Origin of the sequence: Campylobacter sp. CFSAN093233 (genome assembly GCF_011068165.1) — a bacterium.
Classification (GTDB): Bacteria; Campylobacterota; Campylobacteria; order Campylobacterales; family Campylobacteraceae; genus Campylobacter_D; species Campylobacter_D jejuni.
In genome coordinates, this window is record NZ_JAAMWY010000006.1 from 284,420 (window position 1) to 301,272 (window position 16,853).

A 16,853-nucleotide genomic window follows, 5' to 3' on the forward strand; every position below is an offset into this window, starting at 1 on the left:
TTTCATTCCTTATCTCCACGACCTCTAATTCCCGCAGTATTATGGATATGCACCCATTCCCCTGTACTAATATCGCAACTTGCACTAGCTATAGCTTCTGCGTATTTGATAATAATTTCATCTTTTTTTATATCCTTTAGTGCAAATTTATGTCCGCTTGCAATATCATTTAAAAGCTCAATATTTGCCACTTTTTCGCCTTTTTTAAAGTCACGCAAAGCTGTGGCAACATTGTCTTTTTCATTGACTATAATATATCCTTTCATAGTTTTATACCTGTTTCTTTTTCTATAGTTTTAATAAGCTCTTTTGCTTCATCAAAGCGAGTGTTTAATTCTTCTTTTGTAGCAGGTGATAAAGGATGAATACTAGCATTTACAAATTCAAATCCTCTGGCCTTTAAAAGCAAAGCAAAACCCATAGGAAAAGCTATGCTCATACCAAATCTTATGGCCTTTAATAAACTTTTTTGTATTAGCAAAGCTCTGCCTATATTTTTTTCATTGATTGATTTGTAAATTTCGCTCATAAGTTCTGGAAAAACTCCACCTATGCTAGTCATAGAACCTTTTGCACCTGCTAATAATGCACCTACATAAAATTCTTCTCTTCCTACAAAAACATCAAAATTACTAGGTACTACATCTAAAATATGATTTAAAAGCAAAGCATCTCCGCTACTATCTTTTATACCCACAACATTATCAAGCTTTGAAACCTTTTCTATAAATTTTAAGCTTAGTGCTGGTGCAAAAAGAGGTATATTATAAACATATAAGGGAAGTTTCACTTCAGAAGCTAAATATTTTACATATTCAAAAAGTGCATCTTCACTCAATTTATAATAATAAGGCATAGCAAGTAATAAGGCATCAAGACCTAATTCATAAGCTTTTTGCGCCAAAATAAAAGTGTTTTCATAAATTGTCGAGGTAATACCCGTGATGATAGGTATATTATTTTTTGTAGCCTTTTTGGTGAGTTTCATTAACTTAACTTGCTCTTCCACGCTCAAAGCTTGAGAATCCCCTGCACTTCCATTACAAAACAATCCGTTCAAGCCTTTAGAAATACCAAATTCACAATAGCGAATAAATTCTTTTTCATTGATACTTCCATCATCTTTATATGGAGTAAGTAAAGCCGGTAAAGTTCCTTTTAAAATTCCCATTTTTTTCCTTTCGTATATACAAAAATATATTTATATACAAAAAATATAACAAAATATTTGTAAAAAAATCAAGCTGTTAACTTGGTAAAAATTCGTATTTTATTCTTATTAACTGCCAATTTTTACAAAAAAATATTAAAATTAATAAATAATAAAAATTATGATTTTATGTTACTAAAAGTAAAAAATATGCTAAAATTTATAAAAATAAAACAAGGATAAAGACAATATGCATCAGCCCACTCTTAGAGTGTTAAATATTCTAGAATTACTTGCAAAAGAAAAGCTTACCTTAAGTGCTATAGCTAAAAAATTAAACATTCCTGCTGGAACTCTTTGGCCTATTTTACAAACTCTTCAAGAAAAAAAATATATCAAATGTGATTTAAAAAATAAAAGTTATTATTTGGATTTTAAGATTATAGAATTAGGATGTAATATAAAAAATGAAAATAATATTTTTGAAATAATCAAAAAGCATATGAAAAATATAAGAAATTTAACCAATCAAACTTGTCAAATGGGAATTTTAAAAGATGGAAATGTGCTTTATTTAGAAAAAATTGATGCTAATAATACAGTACAATTAAAATCTTTTATAGGCACTTCGTATCCTGCTTATGCAACATCTTTAGGCAAAGCCTTACTATCAAATAAAAATAAAAAGGAATTAGAAAAACTTTATCCTAAAAATTTTGATAAAATTACAGAAAACACCTTAAATAATATAAATGAACTCTATCAACAAATCAAACAAATTAAAAAAGAAAAAATTGCCATAGAAATTGGAGAAATGAATCCTCAAATTGAATGTATGGCTATAGGCATAGAACATAAAAATAAAATAATTGCTGCCATTAGTATATCTTATCTAATTTATTGCTCTAATAAAGCTTTTAGAGAAAAAAATAAAAAAATACTTCTAGAAGAAAAAAATAAAATAGAAAAAGTTTTAAAAATTTATTTTAATGATTTAGATACACTGTATTAATATAGCCCCGAAGGGCTATAAAATAGAGTTTTATTCTTGTTCTTTAAGTTTTAAATTTTGTTCGCCATAAAGCCCTGTTCCAACAGGAATCATTCTACCTAGAATAACATTTTCTTTTAAATCTTCTAAGTAGTCAAATTTACCTGCTATACTTGCTTCAGTTAAAACTTTGGTGGTTTCTTGGAATGAAGCCGCAGAAATCACACTATCACTTCCAATCGCTGCTCTTGTTACACCTAAAAGCACAGGCTCGGCAATAGCTGGTTCTCCACCCATTCTAATGATTCTTTCATTTTCTTCACGGAATTTACGTCTTGAAACCAAATCACCTTCAATAAATTTCGTATGTCCACTATCTACAACTTTTACTTGTCTTAGCATTTGAGAAACGATAACTTCTATATGTTTATCAGAAATCACAACACCTTGTCCGCGATAAACTTGCTGAATTTCAGAAATCAAATAATAATGCAAGGCTTTTTCACCTAAAATTTTAAGCACATCATGACTCGAAACAACTCCATCTGTAAGTTTTTCACCTGCATGAATAAACTCTCCATCTCTTACTTGAATATGTTTTGATTTGTCGATTAAATACTCAGCACTTGTTCCATCTTCTGCTTGGATAATAATTCTTTCTTTAGAACGCAAAGGCTTATCAAAACGAACAACACCATCAATTTCTGCAATCACAGCCGCATTTTTTGGTTTTCTTGCTTCAAAAAGTTCAGAAACTCTTGGAAGACCTCCTGTAATATCCTTTGATTTAGCTGCTGCTTTTGGAGTTTTTGCTAAAATATCTGCTTGAGCAATTTTATCGCCATCATGAACAAAAATAACGGTTTTTGGTTCAAGGTGATAACGCACAGCTTTATCACCTTTTCCTGCAATTACCAAAGTTGGTCTAACTCCGCTAGGTAAATACTCATTAATTACTAAAGAACGCTTACCTGTAGCTTCATCAATTTGCTCATCAGCACTATAACCTGCTTCAATATCCTCAAAGCTTACAACACCATCAATTTCTGCAATGATAGTATTATTATAAGCATCCCATTCTGCAATCACTTTTCTTTCTTTTTTAGGAGCACTTGCAATGATAGTATTTGCGTCATCGATTTTTTCACTATCGTTAAATTCTATCTTAGATTCTCTTGGGATATAGTGTCTTTTTGCTTCTCTATCATTTTCATCAGCAATCACTACAAAGAATCCTTTTTCTTTAACAATATCACCTTTTTTAACATTTTTTACTCTATCTAAACCATCGCCTTTAAGGATGTAAAATTTGAGTGTTCCTTTTTCGCCTGCTTTGATATTTTGAACTACAGGCTCGCCATCTTCTACTAAAATTTCACTCGCAAAAGGAATACGATTTGGTACATTCCAACCCTCTTTAATCACTTCTACGATACTTTCATTTTCTTCTACTTGCATGCCGCTTTGATATGGCAAATAAAGTTTTCCATCTATACTGCCACTTACACCTGCTAATTCATTTGGTTTAGCAAGATCGTATTTTCTTAATATGTATTTTACTTCTTGTTTTTTATCTTTAATAGAAACAATCACATCTTCATGAATATTTTCTATATTAATCACACCTTTAAATGGAGTTTTGATTTTTGGCTCCACAAGTAAAACCGCCGCATTTCTACGATTTGCTACGATATTTTTACCTTCTTTGTTTTTATAAGTTTTAAGATTATAAAATCTTATAAAACCTTCTTTTTGTGCGCTTACTTGTCTATCTTGTAAATCCGTACTTGCAGTTCCCCCGCTATGGAAAGTTCTTAGAGTTAGCTGCGTTCCTGGTTCACCGATAGATTGAGCGGAAATAATTCCCACTGCTTCGCCTGGTTTTACTAATTTACCTTCACCAAGATTGATACCATAACATTTTGCACAAATTCCTTTTTTAGCTTTGCAGGTAATAGGAGTGCGGATATTGACACTTTTTATACCGCTTTCGCCAAGAATTTTTGCTTTTTCCTCATCCATTAAAGTACCTTCTGCAAAAAGCACAGAATTTGTAATAGGATCAATCACATCCTCAGCTAAAACCCTGCCTAAAATTCTTTCTTCTAAAGTTTCTATAATAGAACTATCTGCGGTAATTTCATTGATTTCAACACCCTCATGTGTTCCACAATCTTCAATGGTAATTTTTACATTTTGTGCAACATCGATGAGTTTTCTTGTCAAATAACCCGCATTTGCTGTTTTAAGAGCGGTATCTGCAAGACCTTTTCTAGCACCGTGAGTTGAAATAAAGTATTCAAGAACATTTAGCCCTTCACGGAAATTTGAAATAATAGGCGTTTCGATAATAGAACCATCAGGTTTGGTCATAAGTCCTCTCATCGCAGCAAGCTGAGAAATTTGAGCTGCACTACCCCTAGCACCAGAATCTGCCATCATATAAATAGAGTTAAAACCTTCTTTATCTTTTTCTACAAGCTTCATCATTTCTTTTGAAAGAACATTGTTTGTACTTTTCCAAATATCAATGATTTTATTGTATCTTTCCCCTGAAGTAATCAAACCGAGATTATAAGAATTTTGAATTTCTCTTACTTGTTTTTTTGCTTCATCGATAGCTTTTTGTTTATCATTAGGAACAATAATATCTGCAATCGAAATTGAAATACCTGCTTTAGTTGCATATTCAAAACCTAAATTTTTAAGTCTATCCAAGAAACTTGCTGTAATCTCTAAACCACCTTGTTTATAAACATAATCCACAAGCGCAGCAATGTCTTTTTTCTTTAAGACTTTATTCCAACTATTTTCAGGCACAAAATCAGGCAAGATGGATTTAACAATCAATCTTCCTGCTGTAGTGGTAATCTTTCTACCATCTACCATAGTTTGTATGCTCGCATGAATATCCAAACACTTGCTTTCAAGTGCCATCATCACTTCATCAATGCCTGTACAAATTTTATGCGAACCTTTAGCACCTGCTTTTTCCAACGAAAGATAATAAATTCCTAAAACCATATCTTGCGATGGAACGGTTACAGACTTACCGCTTGCTGGTAAAAGAATATTCATTGATGAAAGCATAAGCACTTTACATTCTGCAATAGCCTCTTGAGAAAGCGGTACATGCACTGCCATTTGATCCCCATCAAAGTCTGCGTTAAATGCTGCACAAACCAAAGGATGAAGTTGTATAGCCTTACCTTCCACTAAAACAGGATGAAAAGCTTGGATAGAAAGCTTATGCAAAGTAGGTGCACGGTTTAGCATAACAGGATGTCCCTTTACTACCTCTTCTAAACATTCCCAAACTTCATTGGTTTTATTTTCTATCATTTTTTTAGCTTGTTTTACTGTGGTTGCATAACCTTTTTCTTCAAGCTTAGCTAAAAGATGTGGCTTAAAAAGCTCTAAAGCCATTTTTTTAGGTAAACCGCATTGATCCATTCTAAGTTTTGGACCTACAACAATAACGCTACGACCTGAGAAATCCACCCTTTTACCTAGTAGATTTTGTCTAAAACGTCCTTGTTTCCCTTTGATGATTTCACTTAAAGATTTCAATGGGCGTTTATTTGCTCCTTTTACAGCATTAGCACGACGACCGTTGTCAAAAAGCGCATCAACAGCCTCTTGAAGCATTCTTTTTTCATTTCTGATAATGATTTCAGGTGCATCAAGTTCCATAAGTTTTTTAAGACGTGTATTTCTATTGATAACACGACGATATAAGTCATTCACATCAGAAACTGCAAATTTCCCACCATCTAAAGCCACTAAAGGACGCAAATCTGGCGGTAAAACTGGAAGATTTGTAATCATCATCCATTCAGGACGATTTGGTACAGCTTCGTCGCTATCGGTATTGGCGTTTAAATTTGAATTTAAGAAATTTTCTACAACTTTTAAGCGTTTAATGATAGTTTTTTTCTTAGCCTCTGAATTTGTAGCCCCCATTTCTTCTTTAAGTTGATTTAAAAGCGCTACAAGATCTAAATTTGCAAGTAAATCACGAACAACTTCTCCACCCATTCTTGCTTTAAAGCCGCTATTTTCATAGCGTTGCATTAAATTTTGATATTGCTCTTCGTTCAAAACATCGCAATATTCCACTTTTTTAGTACTTTCATTATCATAGAAAGCATCACCTGGGTTTTCAACAATATAAGCTTCATAATAAAGCACGCGCTCAAGATCTTTCATCTTAACACCCAAAAGCGTTCCTATACGGCTTGGAAGAGAATTAACATACCAAATATGAGCCACAGGAGTTACAAGCTCGATATGCCCCATTCTAGAACGACGCACTTTTGAATTTGCTACTTCAACACCACATTTTTCACACTTAACGCCTTTAAAACGCATTTTTTTGTATTTACCGCAAAGACACTCATAATCTCTTATAGGTCCAAAAATCTTTGCACAAAAAAGCCCATCTCTTTCAGGCTTTAAGGTTCTATAATTAATAGTTTCTGGTTTTTTTACTTCTCCATAAGACCATGATTTGATTTTTTCAGGACTTGCAAGTCTCAGTTGAAATGCTTCAAAATCTCTAGGTCTTGCATCTTCTTTAATTTCTATTACTTTAAATTTACTCATTATCTTCATCCTTATCAAAAATCTCAACATCTAAAGCAAGAGATTTAAGCTCATTGGTTAATACAAAAAATGTTTCAGGAATTCCTGTTGCTGGAACATTTTCACCTTTTGTCAATGCTTTATAAGCACTAAATCTACCTTCTACATCATCTGATTTTATGGTTAACATTTCTCTTAAAGTGTGAGCCGCTCCATAAGCTTCAAGTGCCCAAACTTCCATTTCTCCAAATCTTTGTCCCCCAAAGAGTGCTTTACCACCCACAGGTTGTTGGGTAACCAAGCTATAAGGTCCTGTACTTCTTGCATGAACTTTTTCATCAACCAAGTGATGGAGTTTTAGCATATACATACATCCTACATGAACACGCTCTGCAATTTTTTCCCCTGTTCGTCCATCGTAAAGTTCTGTTTTGCCATCCATATCTATCTTAGCCATTTTAAAAAGCTTGCTAAATTCTTCTATATTTACACCTTCAAAAACAGGAGTAGAAAATTTAACTCCTTTACTCCAGTCTCTAGCATAGTTTAAAAGCTCTTCATCGCTTAAGCTTTTAATAAATTCTTTTTCGTTTGCAAGTCTTGGAATAGAACAAATTTCAAGCATTTTCGCTCTTAATTCTTTAAGAAAATCTTTTTGCTTTCTATCAAAAATTTCTTGAATTTGATCCCCAAGTCTAAGTCCAACTAAACCTAAATGACTTTCTAAAATTTGACCTATATTCATACGACTTGGAACGCCAAGTGGATTAAGCGCAATATCCACGCTCTTACCATTTGGCAAATAAGGCATATCTACTTCAGGAACTATAGTTGAAACTATACCTTTATTTCCATGACGTCCTGCCATTTTATCACCGACTTTAAGCTTTCTTTTTGTAGCAATATAAACTTTAACAAGCTTAATTACCCCACTTGGTAAAATATCATCTTTTTCTAAAATTTCAAGCTTTTCATCGTGTTCTGCTTTTAATTTTTTCTTCTCATTTTGGAAATGATTTTTTAAATCATCGTATTCTTTTTGAATCTCTTTAGAATAAGCTTTAATCAAAGTTGTTAAAGTAAAACGATTGATTTTTTCAAGTTCGCTAATATCTGCAGTTTGTCCTTTTTTATAATTTTTATCTCCAATTTTTTGATCGCTATTTAAAGGGGCTTTGGAAAGAAGAGCACAAACACGAAGCATTTCTTCTCTATCCATCATCAAAAGTCTATCATGATGCTCTTTTTCTAAAGCCATTTTTTCTTTATCATAAGATTTTATTGCGCGATCATCTTTTTCATAGCCTTTTTTAGTGAAAATTTTAACATCCACAACAACACCCTCTAAAGAAGCGGTTGCATAAAGGGATTTATTCACAACATGTCCTGCCTTTTCTCCAAAAATCGCTCTTAAAAGTCTTTCTTCAGGAGTTGGTTTAACCTCACCTTTTGGAGAAACCTTACCCACCAAAATCATACCTGGTTTAATATGGGTACCAATTTTTGCAATACCGCTCTCATCAAGATGCGCAACATCTTCTTCTTTTACATTTGGAATATCTTTGGTAATTTCTTCTATACCGTCTTTTAGTTCTCTTGCTTCAATTTCTTTTTCATAAATGTGCACGCTTGTAAAAGTATCTTCACGAATAATTCTCTCACTTACAACTATAGCATCCTCATAGTTATAACCATTCCAAGGCATAAAAGCGATTAAAGCATTTTTACCTATAGCAAGTTCGCCTTGATCCATAGAAGGACCATCTGCGATAATTTGTCCTGCTTTTACGATATCACCTTTTTTAACAATAGGGTGTTGAATATAATTTGTATTTTGATTGGTTCTTAAATTTTTCTCCATAGTGTAATGGTCAATAAATGGACCTTTATCATCTTCACCTAAAATGAAAATGCTTTTATTATCCACTTTCTCAACCACACCGCCACGCTTTGCTTTAACAGCTTCCCAAGCATCACGCGCAATAATTTGTTCCATACCTGTTCCTACTATCGGAGCTGAAGCAGTAAGAAGTGGTACAGCTTGACGTTGCATGTTTGAACCCATTAGCGCTCTGTTTGCATCATCGTGCTCTAAAAACGGAATCAAAGAAGCTGCAACTCCAACAACCATACCTGAGCAAAGATCGATTAATTGCACTTCTTCGCGTCTTGCAAGTATAGTTTCACCATCTTGCCTAGCCTCAACAAATTCTTCTACTATATTGCCTTTAGCATCAACCTTAGTTGAAGCTGGTGCGATAAACAAGCCTTCTTCTTGTGTCGCTGTAAGATAAACAACTTCATTAGTCACTTTACCATTTACAACTTTTCTATATGGCGCTTCAACAAAGCCAAGTTCATTTACTTTTGCATAAGTAGAAAGAGTGTTAATCAAACCAATATTTTGACCTTCAGGTGTTTCAACTGGACAAATTCTACCATAATGTGTCGCGTGAACATCACGCACTTCAAAACCTGCTCTTTCTTTTACAAGTCCACCTTCACCAAGCGCTGACAAACGACGCTTATGAGTAACCTCGCTTAAAGGGTTGGTTTGATCCATAAATTGCGAAAGCTGACCTCCTGTAAAAAATTCAATGATAGTTGTAGTAATCATTTTAGGATTGATTAAATCATAAGGCATTACTTTATCAAGATCCGCATTTAAAGAAGTAAATTTATCTCTGATCGCCTTTTGCATTTTTGCAAGACCTAAATGAAGTTCATTAGCTAAAAGTTCACCTATAGAACGTATACGACGATTTCCTAAATGATCTCTATCATCAATATGTCCTTTACCATTTTTTACTTTAATTAAATATTTTGCAGTTTTAATAATATCTTCATTAGTCAAAACAGTAACATACTCAGGCACTTCAAGACCTAACTTATGGTTCATTTTCATACGACCTACCTTAGTAAGATCGTATCTTTCAGAATTGAAGAATAAATCATTTACAAAAGCCTTCGCTGCATCTTTTACCACAGGTTCACCTGGGCGCATAACTTTGTAAATTCTAATCGCAGCTAAATCATTTTCATCATCGATATTTTCACTTTGTTTAAGAAGTTTTAGAGTTTCTCCATCTTGAGCAAAGGAGTTAATAATCGCTGCATCAACGCCATTAGCCAAGTCATTTGCTATATCAAAACTTTTTTGCTCTTTAATCTTAGCAAGCTTACTCTCATCTAACAAAGTTAAAGAATCAAATAAAACCTCTCCACTTTTTTTATCAATAATAGGATTTGCTAAATAACGATTAAGTAAAATTTCTACAGGATATTCTATCCATTTTAAACCGTCTTTAATAAGCTGTTCTGCTTTTTTCTTTGTAAGTCTTTTTCCAGCTTGATGAACGATTTTTCCTTTTTCATCTTTAATATCATATTCTATTCTATCCATAAAATCATTTGGATTAAATTCTGTTAAAAATTTATCTTTTTTCACATGTATAGTCTGAATAGGATAAAACAACTTAATAATATCTTGTTTTTTATACCCTAAAGCTCTAAAAAGCATAGTTACAGGAACTTTTCTACGCTTATTGATTCTTACATACAAAACATCTTTGGCATCGTATTCAAAATAAAGCCACGAACCACGATCAGGAATAATTTGTGCTGTATAAACAAGCTTATTTGCAACCGTTGAACTTTCTTCTTCTTTAAAAATAACACCAGGGCTTCTATGTAATTGATTTACAACCACCCTCTCAACCCCATTAATGATAAAAGATACACGATCTGTCATTAAAGGAATTTCGCGGATATAAATTTCTTGTTCTTTAATATCTTTTACGCCAACTTTTTCCCCTGTTTTTTCATCTTTTTCATGCAGAGTAAGACGGATTTTCATTTTTAAATTTACAGAATAAGTCAAACCTCTTTCCATGCATTCGCGAATGGTATATTTTGGCTTGCCTATTTCACTACTAACATATTCAAGACTCAATCTATTTTGCGGATCATGAATAGGAAAAATTGATTTAAAAACTTTTTCTATACCACTTTCACCATTATCAAGATTTAAAAAATAATCAAAACTCTTTTTTTGTAATTGTAGAAGATTTGGGATTTCTATTTGTTTTGAAATGTTTGAGAAGTCTACTCTTAAACGATTTCCTAATTTATTATCTAACATATCGCACATACCTCATGGTAAATTTTGTAAATTTAAAAAAGAAGACCTAAAAATTAGGTAAAAATAAAAAAAGAAGACTTGCCTTGGCAAATCTTCTTCTAACTTTAAAGCTTAAAATTACTTAAGTTCTACTTTAGCACCAGCTTCTTCAAGTTGTTTTTTAGCTTCCTCAGCTTCAGCTTTAGCCACACCCTCTTTTAGAGTTGAAGGAGTTTGCTCAACTGCATCTTTTGCTTCTTTAAGACCAAGGCCTGTAAGAGCACGAACGATTTTAATAACTTCAATCTTTTTAGCACCGCCATCAGTTAAAACGATATCAAATTCAGTTTTTTCTTCAGCAGCAGCTGCAGCACCACCAGCTGCAGCACCACCAGCTATCATTACAGGAGCAGCAGACACACCAAATTTTTCTTCAAACTCTTTTACAAGTTCTGATAACTCAAGAACACTTAAATTTGAAATATATTCTAATACATCTTCTTTAGAGATTGCCATTTTTTATCCTTTTATTTAATTTATTCAGATTCTTTTTTATTTTTAAGCGCATTTAAACCTATTGTGAAATTGGTAATTGGCGCATTCCAAACTTGCAAAAGCATAGCAAGCAACTCATTGCGTGAAGGCATTTTAGCAAGAGCTTTAACCTTAGCAACATCTGCAACTTCGCCTTCAATATGAGCTGTTTTGATTTCAAATTTATCGTTATTTTCTTCAAATTTAGCAGCTACTTTTGAAACACCTAGCTGATCTTCGCCCCAAAGATAAATATTTGTATCTTTAAGAACTAGACCTGTTTTACCGGAATTATTAAGAGCAATGTTAGCCAAAGTATTTTTAACAATTTGAACTTTTACATTGTTTTCTCTTGCATTATTTCTAAGCTCTTCTAGTTTTTTTGTGCTAAGACCTCTGTAATTACAAACTACAATAGCTTCACTAGCTTTAAAACCTTCTTCAAGTTTAGCAATAATCTCAACTTTTTCGCTTCTAGTCACATTTTCTCCTTTCCGATTGAGATTTCAAGTAGAGTGGAAATCCAATTAAGCTTACGCCTCGACTATCTTCAATCTAAAATAAACATCTCAAAAAATCAAAAATTTTTTCAAATGTTTATTTTAAAACAAAAGAGTTGCAAAAAAGCAACTCTTATTTCATATCAAGCAATTCTTGTGTTTCAAGCTTTACAGAAGGGCTCATTGTCAAAGATAAAGCCGCATTTTTAATATATCTACCTTTAGCTGCAGCAGGTTTATGTTTGTTAATTGCCTTTACAAAAGTGCTAACATTGTCCCATAATTGTTCTTTGGAAAAACTTACTTTACCAAGACCTGCATGGATATTTCCTTGCTTATCAACACGGAAATTTACCTGACCACTTTTTGCATTATTAACTGCTTGAGCAACATCCATAGTCACTGTTCCAGTTTTAGGATTTGGCATTAAACCTTTTGGCCCTAAAATTCTACCAACTTTACCAACAAGTCCCATTAAATTTGGAGTAGCAATCAAAACATCAAAATTCATATTACCTTTTTGAATTTCTTCTACTAAATCATCGCTACCCACAATATCTGCACCAGCATTTTTCGCTTCATCAGCTTTTGCGTCTTTTGCAATTACAGCAACACGAACTTTTTTACCCGTTCCAGCAGGTAAAACAACAGATCCTCTTACCATTTGATCTGCATGTCTTGGATCAACATTAAGTTTTAAAGCAATTTCTACAGTCTCATCAAATTTAGCAGACTTTAAAGTCTTTATTGTATCAATTGCATCGCTTAAAGCATACTCTTTATTTGAATCAATTTTTTGTGATAATTCTTTTAATCTTTTTGCTATCTTAGCCATTTATTTTCTCCGCATTTTAAAGTGCTACCGCCTTTTACCTTGGCGGTGAAAGGATTAATCTACGATTTCAACACCCATAGAACGAGCTGAACCTGCAATAATTTTAGCAGCTTGATCTCTATCTTTAGTATTTAAATCTGCAATTTTCTTATCTACTATTTCTAAAACTTGAGCACGAGTTAACTTACCCACCTTATTTTTAAGTGGATTATCCGTACCTTTAGAAATTCCAGCTGCTTTTTTGATCAAATCCGTAGCTGGCGGTTGTTTTGTAATAAAAGTAAAACTTTTATCTGCATAAACAGTGATAACAACAGGGATATTAAAACCTGCCATATCTTTTGTTCTTTCATTAAAAGCCTTACAAAACTCCATAATATTAACACCTTGCTGACCCAAAGCAGGACCAACAGGTGGTGATGGGTTTGCTTTTGTGGCAGCAATTTGCAATTTAATTTCGCCTACGACTTTTTTAGCCATAACAAATCTCCTTACTTGATATAAATTAAATTATTTTCTCAACTTGAGAATATAAGATCTCCACTGGAGTTGAACGTCCAAAAATAGAAACATTTAATTTTAATAAACCACGAACCATATCATACTCTTCTACAATTGCAGTAAAGTTTGCAAATGGCCCTTCTGTGATTCTCACATTTTCCCCTTCTTCAAAAGAAATCTTTGGTTTAGGCGCTGCACGATTGTGAACTTTTTCCAAAATCAAATTAATATCTTTTTCTGTTAAAGGGGTTGGCTTTTTGGATTCTCCAATAAAACGACCAACCTTTGGAAGAGATTGAATGCGATGCCAAAGCTCTGTATTTAAATCAAGAAGTGCAAAAACGTATCCTGAATACAAACTTCTTTCGCTAATCTTCTCCTTTCCATTCTTAAATTCAATAACATCTTCAGTTGGAACAACAATTTCTTTAAGTTGTTCTTCAATTCCGTTATCTTTTACTAAATTTTCAATGGCTCTTTTAACTGCCATTTCACTGCCAGCATAAGTTTGAATTGCATACCATTTATGAGTACTCATTTACTCTCCTTATACGATCGCAGAAACAATAGAGGACATAAGCCAATCCACTAACGCCAAAAACAAAGAAATCACCACAACAACCACAAAAACTGTAATATAGGCATTTCTTACCTGTTCTTTTAAAGGAAAAATTACTTTCCTTAATTCGGCTTTTGATAATTTAAAATAAGTTATTAATTTTTCCATTTATTTAAACCTTAATTATGGCAGGGCAAGAGGGATTCGAACCCCCAACCATCGGATTTGGAATCCGGCGCTCTACCGTTGGAGCTATTGCCCTAAGGGCGCAAGCTTAACTTTTTAGCTTAACTTCTTTGTGAAGTGTATGTTTTTTTAATCTTGGGCAATATTTTTTTAATTCTAATTTTTCAGTAGTATTTTTACTATTTTTATAGGTGCTATAATTAATATCACCACATTCTTCACACTTTAAACCAACTTTAATTCTCATTTCAATTTTCCTTAAAAAATTAAAGCCAAGCTTTTAACTTGGCTTTATTAAATTATTTAATAATTTTAGAAACAACACCTGAACCAACAGTTTTACCACCTTCACGAATAGCAAAACGAGTTCCTTCTTCAAGTGCTACTGGAGCGATCAAGCTTACAGTAATTCTCACATTTTCACCTGGCATAACCATTTCAACACCATCAGCTAATTTAATCGAACCTGTAACATCAGTTGTTCTTACATAAAACTGCGGTCTATAGTTGTTAAAGAATGGAGTATGTCTACCACCTTCATCTTTATTTAAGATATAAACTTCAGCTTCGAAGTCAGTGTGTGGAGTAATTGATTTTGGTTTAGCAAGAACCATACCACGGATAACTTCTTCTTTTTTAGTACCACGAAGAAGAACACCTACGTTATCTCCTGCTTCGCCTTGATCCATTTCTTTTCTGAACATTTCAACACCTGTTACAGTTGTTGTTTGAGTATCTTTAATACCAACGATTTCGATAGTATCACCTACTTTTACAACACCTTTTTCAATTCTACCTGTAACAACAGTACCACGACCTGAAATTGAGAAAACGTCTTCAATTGGCATCAAGAAGTCTTTTTCAGTATCACGAGTTGGAGTTGGAATATAGCTATCAACTGCAGCCATAAGATCCATAATTTTTGCTGACCATTCACCATCTTGTCCAGCTTTAGCTTCTTCAAGAGCTTTTAAAGCAGAACCAGAAATAATAGGTGTATCATCGCCTGGGAAATCATAAGAGCTTAATAATTCTCTAATTTCCATTTCAACTAACTCTAGAAGTTCAGCATCATCAACCATATCTGCTTTATTCATAAAAACAACAATATATGGAACACCTACTTGACGAGAAAGAAGAATGTGCTCTCTAGTTTGTGGCATAGGGCCATCTGCAGCAGAAACAACCAAGATCGCTCCATCCATTTGTGCAGCACCTGTAATCATGTTTTTAACATAATCTGCGTGACCTGGGCAGTCAACGTGTGCATAGTGACGATTGTCTGTTTCATATTCAATATGAGAAGTAGCAATAGTAATACCACGCTCTTTTTCTTCTGGAGCATTATCGATATTATCATAATCTTTAAGCTCTGCCAAACCTCTTCTAGAAAGAACAGCAGAAATAGCAGCTGTTAAAGTAGTTTTACCATGGTCAACGTGACCAATAGTACCAATATTTACGTGTGGCTTATTACGTGAAAATTTTTCTTTAGCCATTTTTTTCCTCCGTATAAAAAATAAATTGAGCAAAGCAAGTCTTATATCTATATAATTTTTTCAATTCATGGAGCTCATAGCGGGAATTGAACCCGCGACCTCTCCCTTACCAAGGGAGTGCTCTACCTCTGAGCTATACGAGCGCTCAGAAAAATTATACACAATAACAGACAACAAAAACTCTTAAATGGGATATATACTGTAAGTTAAAGGTTTTAAAATACAGCTCCCAGTTCTTTTAAATTATTGGAGCGGGAAACGGGACTCGAACCCGCGACCCTCAGCTTGGAAGGCTGATGCTCTAGCCAACTGAGCTACTCCCGCAAAGCATGGTGGTGAGTCGTGGATTCGAACCACGGAAGGCGAAAGCCAGCAGATTTACAGTCTGCCCTCGTTGGCCACTTGAGTAACTCACCATAAAAATATTGCTTTTTCAATATTCTGGTCAAACACTGCTAAAATAAATGGAGCTGGTTAAGGGACTTGAACCCCCGACCTGCTGCTTACAAGGCAGCTGCTCTACCAACTGAGCTAAACCAGCAAAAATAAAAGTAAGATTATAACTCAAAAAAAAAATTTTGTCAAGACTTTTTTAGTTTTTCTATAAAATTTTTAGTCTTGTAAATTTTATTATCATAAACCAATATTATTTTTATCTATTTGTGATAATCAAATAAATTTAAAAATTTCTTTGCTCTTTCGCTTTTTGGATTTTTAAAAAAACTTTTAGGATCATTTTCTTCGATGATTTTTCCTTCATCCATAAAAATAATTTTATCTGCTACAGCTTTAGCAAAACCCATTTCATGAGTAACAATAAGCATAGTCATACCCTCTTTTGCAAGATTTAACATCACTTCTAAAACTTCTCTGACAATCTCAGGATCCAGCGCTGCTGTAACCTCATCAAAAAGCATTAACTCAGGATTCATGCATAAACTTCTTACTATAGCAATTCTTTGTTTTTGTCCTCCGCTAAGTTCTCTTGGATAAGCATGAATTTTATGCAAAAGCCCCACCTTTTCAAGCCAAATTTTAGCCTCTTGTAAAACCTCATCTTTCTTTCTTTTTTGCACTTTCATAGGCCCTAAAAGTATATTTTCTTCAACACTTAAATGCTCAAAAAGCTCATAAGATTGAAAAACCATACCAACTTTTTGACGCATTCTTGGCCATTCTTTGAAATCTTTATCTATTTTTTCATTGTCAATATAAATATTACCACTTGCAATCTCTTCAAGCCCATTAATACAACGCAAAAGCGTAGATTTTCCGCACCCACTAGGACCCAAAATCACCACAACTTCCTTATCCTTAACTTCTAAATTAATATCTTTTAAAGCATGATGCGAACCATAATACTTTTGTAAATTTTCTATTTTTAGTATACTCAT

At 33.4% G+C, this 16,853-nt stretch carries 13 protein-coding genes, 5 tRNA genes and 1 pseudogene; 1 reads left to right on the forward strand and 18 read right to left on the reverse strand.

Going from position 1 to position 16,853, the window contains the following annotated elements:
* Positions 1 to 2: 2 nt before the first annotated feature.
* Both FBF15_RS05965 and FBF15_RS05970 read right to left on the reverse strand, forming a co-directional pair.
* Positions 3 to 266, reverse strand: coding sequence for a UxaA family hydrolase (locus FBF15_RS05965; protein WP_002779462.1), 264 nt, complete (start codon positions 264 to 266; stop codon positions 3 to 5).
* On the reverse strand, positions 263 to 1,171 hold the full coding sequence (locus FBF15_RS05970) for a dihydrodipicolinate synthase family protein (RefSeq protein ID WP_002793543.1): 909 nt from the start codon (positions 1,169 to 1,171) through the stop codon (positions 263 to 265). The genes FBF15_RS05965 and FBF15_RS05970 overlap by 4 nt, the downstream gene beginning before the upstream one ends.
* Before the next feature lie 229 nt (positions 1,172 to 1,400).
* Here FBF15_RS05970 and FBF15_RS05975 point away from each other — a divergent pair, with 229 nt between their 5' ends.
* Positions 1,401 to 2,162 carry an IclR family transcriptional regulator gene (locus FBF15_RS05975; RefSeq protein ID WP_002793545.1) on the forward strand — a complete coding sequence of 254 codons (762 nt, stop codon included), beginning with the start codon at positions 1,401 to 1,403 and terminating at the stop codon, positions 2,160 to 2,162.
* Between the two features lie 30 nt (positions 2,163 to 2,192).
* On the opposite strand, the gene rpoC is transcribed toward FBF15_RS05975, so the two are convergent.
* The 16 genes and pseudogenes from rpoC to FBF15_RS06055 form a co-directional block, all read right to left on the reverse strand.
* Positions 2,193 to 6,746, reverse strand: coding sequence for a DNA-directed RNA polymerase subunit beta' (rpoC, locus tag FBF15_RS05980; RefSeq protein WP_002858508.1), 4,554 nt, complete (start codon positions 6,744 to 6,746; stop codon positions 2,193 to 2,195).
* The gene (gene rpoB / locus FBF15_RS05985) at positions 6,739 to 10,875 is read right to left on the reverse strand and encodes a DNA-directed RNA polymerase subunit beta (protein ID WP_079461906.1); all 4,137 of its coding nucleotides are present in this window, start codon (positions 10,873 to 10,875) and stop codon (positions 6,739 to 6,741) included. Before rpoB ends, rpoC begins: the two co-directional genes overlap by 8 nt.
* A 108-nt stretch (positions 10,876 to 10,983) precedes the next feature.
* Positions 10,984 to 11,361 carry a 50S ribosomal protein L7/L12 gene (gene rplL, locus FBF15_RS05990; protein WP_002859903.1) on the reverse strand — a complete coding sequence of 126 codons (378 nt, stop codon included), beginning with the start codon at positions 11,359 to 11,361 and terminating at the stop codon, positions 10,984 to 10,986.
* 20 nt (positions 11,362 to 11,381) lie between these two features.
* The gene (gene rplJ, locus FBF15_RS05995; protein ID WP_002857585.1) at positions 11,382 to 11,861 is read right to left on the reverse strand and encodes a 50S ribosomal protein L10; all 480 of its coding nucleotides are present in this window, start codon (positions 11,859 to 11,861) and stop codon (positions 11,382 to 11,384) included.
* A gap of 151 nt (positions 11,862 to 12,012) precedes the next feature.
* Positions 12,013 to 12,714 (reverse strand): 50S ribosomal protein L1, encoded by a 702-nt coding sequence (rplA, locus tag FBF15_RS06000; protein ID WP_002854928.1) that lies wholly within the window; start codon positions 12,712 to 12,714, stop codon positions 12,013 to 12,015.
* Positions 12,715 to 12,768: 54 nt separating this feature from the next.
* Positions 12,769 to 13,194: a 50S ribosomal protein L11 gene (rplK, locus tag FBF15_RS06005; RefSeq protein ID WP_002779452.1), complete on the reverse strand. Its 426-nt coding sequence runs from the start codon at positions 13,192 to 13,194 to the stop codon at positions 12,769 to 12,771.
* Between the two features lie 25 nt (positions 13,195 to 13,219).
* Entirely contained in the window at positions 13,220 to 13,753 is a 534-nt protein-coding gene (nusG, locus tag FBF15_RS06010) for a transcription termination/antitermination protein NusG (RefSeq protein ID WP_002851098.1), read from the reverse strand.
* 9 nt (positions 13,754 to 13,762) lie between these two features.
* The gene (gene secE / locus FBF15_RS06015; RefSeq protein ID WP_002869529.1) at positions 13,763 to 13,942 is read right to left on the reverse strand and encodes a preprotein translocase subunit SecE; all 180 of its coding nucleotides are present in this window, start codon (positions 13,940 to 13,942) and stop codon (positions 13,763 to 13,765) included.
* A gap of 18 nt (positions 13,943 to 13,960) precedes the next feature.
* A tRNA-Trp gene (locus FBF15_RS06020) sits at positions 13,961 to 14,036 on the reverse strand.
* A gap of 12 nt (positions 14,037 to 14,048) precedes the next feature.
* Positions 14,049 to 14,207 (reverse strand): 50S ribosomal protein L33, encoded by a 159-nt coding sequence (rpmG, locus tag FBF15_RS06025; RefSeq protein ID WP_002793551.1) that lies wholly within the window; start codon positions 14,205 to 14,207, stop codon positions 14,049 to 14,051.
* A gap of 52 nt (positions 14,208 to 14,259) precedes the next feature.
* A complete protein-coding gene (gene tuf, locus FBF15_RS06030; protein ID WP_002855271.1) occupies positions 14,260 to 15,459 on the reverse strand; it encodes an elongation factor Tu in 1,200 nt (399 codons plus the stop codon).
* Between the two features lie 68 nt (positions 15,460 to 15,527).
* A tRNA-Thr gene (locus FBF15_RS06035) sits at positions 15,528 to 15,602 on the reverse strand.
* 104 nt (positions 15,603 to 15,706) lie between these two features.
* Positions 15,707 to 15,783 (reverse strand) — tRNA-Gly (locus tag FBF15_RS06040).
* 6 nt (positions 15,784 to 15,789) lie between these two features.
* A tRNA-Tyr gene (locus FBF15_RS06045) sits at positions 15,790 to 15,875 on the reverse strand.
* 49 nt (positions 15,876 to 15,924) lie between these two features.
* Positions 15,925 to 16,000 (reverse strand) — tRNA-Thr (locus FBF15_RS06050).
* A gap of 92 nt (positions 16,001 to 16,092) precedes the next feature.
* Positions 16,093 to 16,853 (reverse strand): annotated as a pseudogene (locus FBF15_RS06055) (amino acid ABC transporter ATP-binding protein).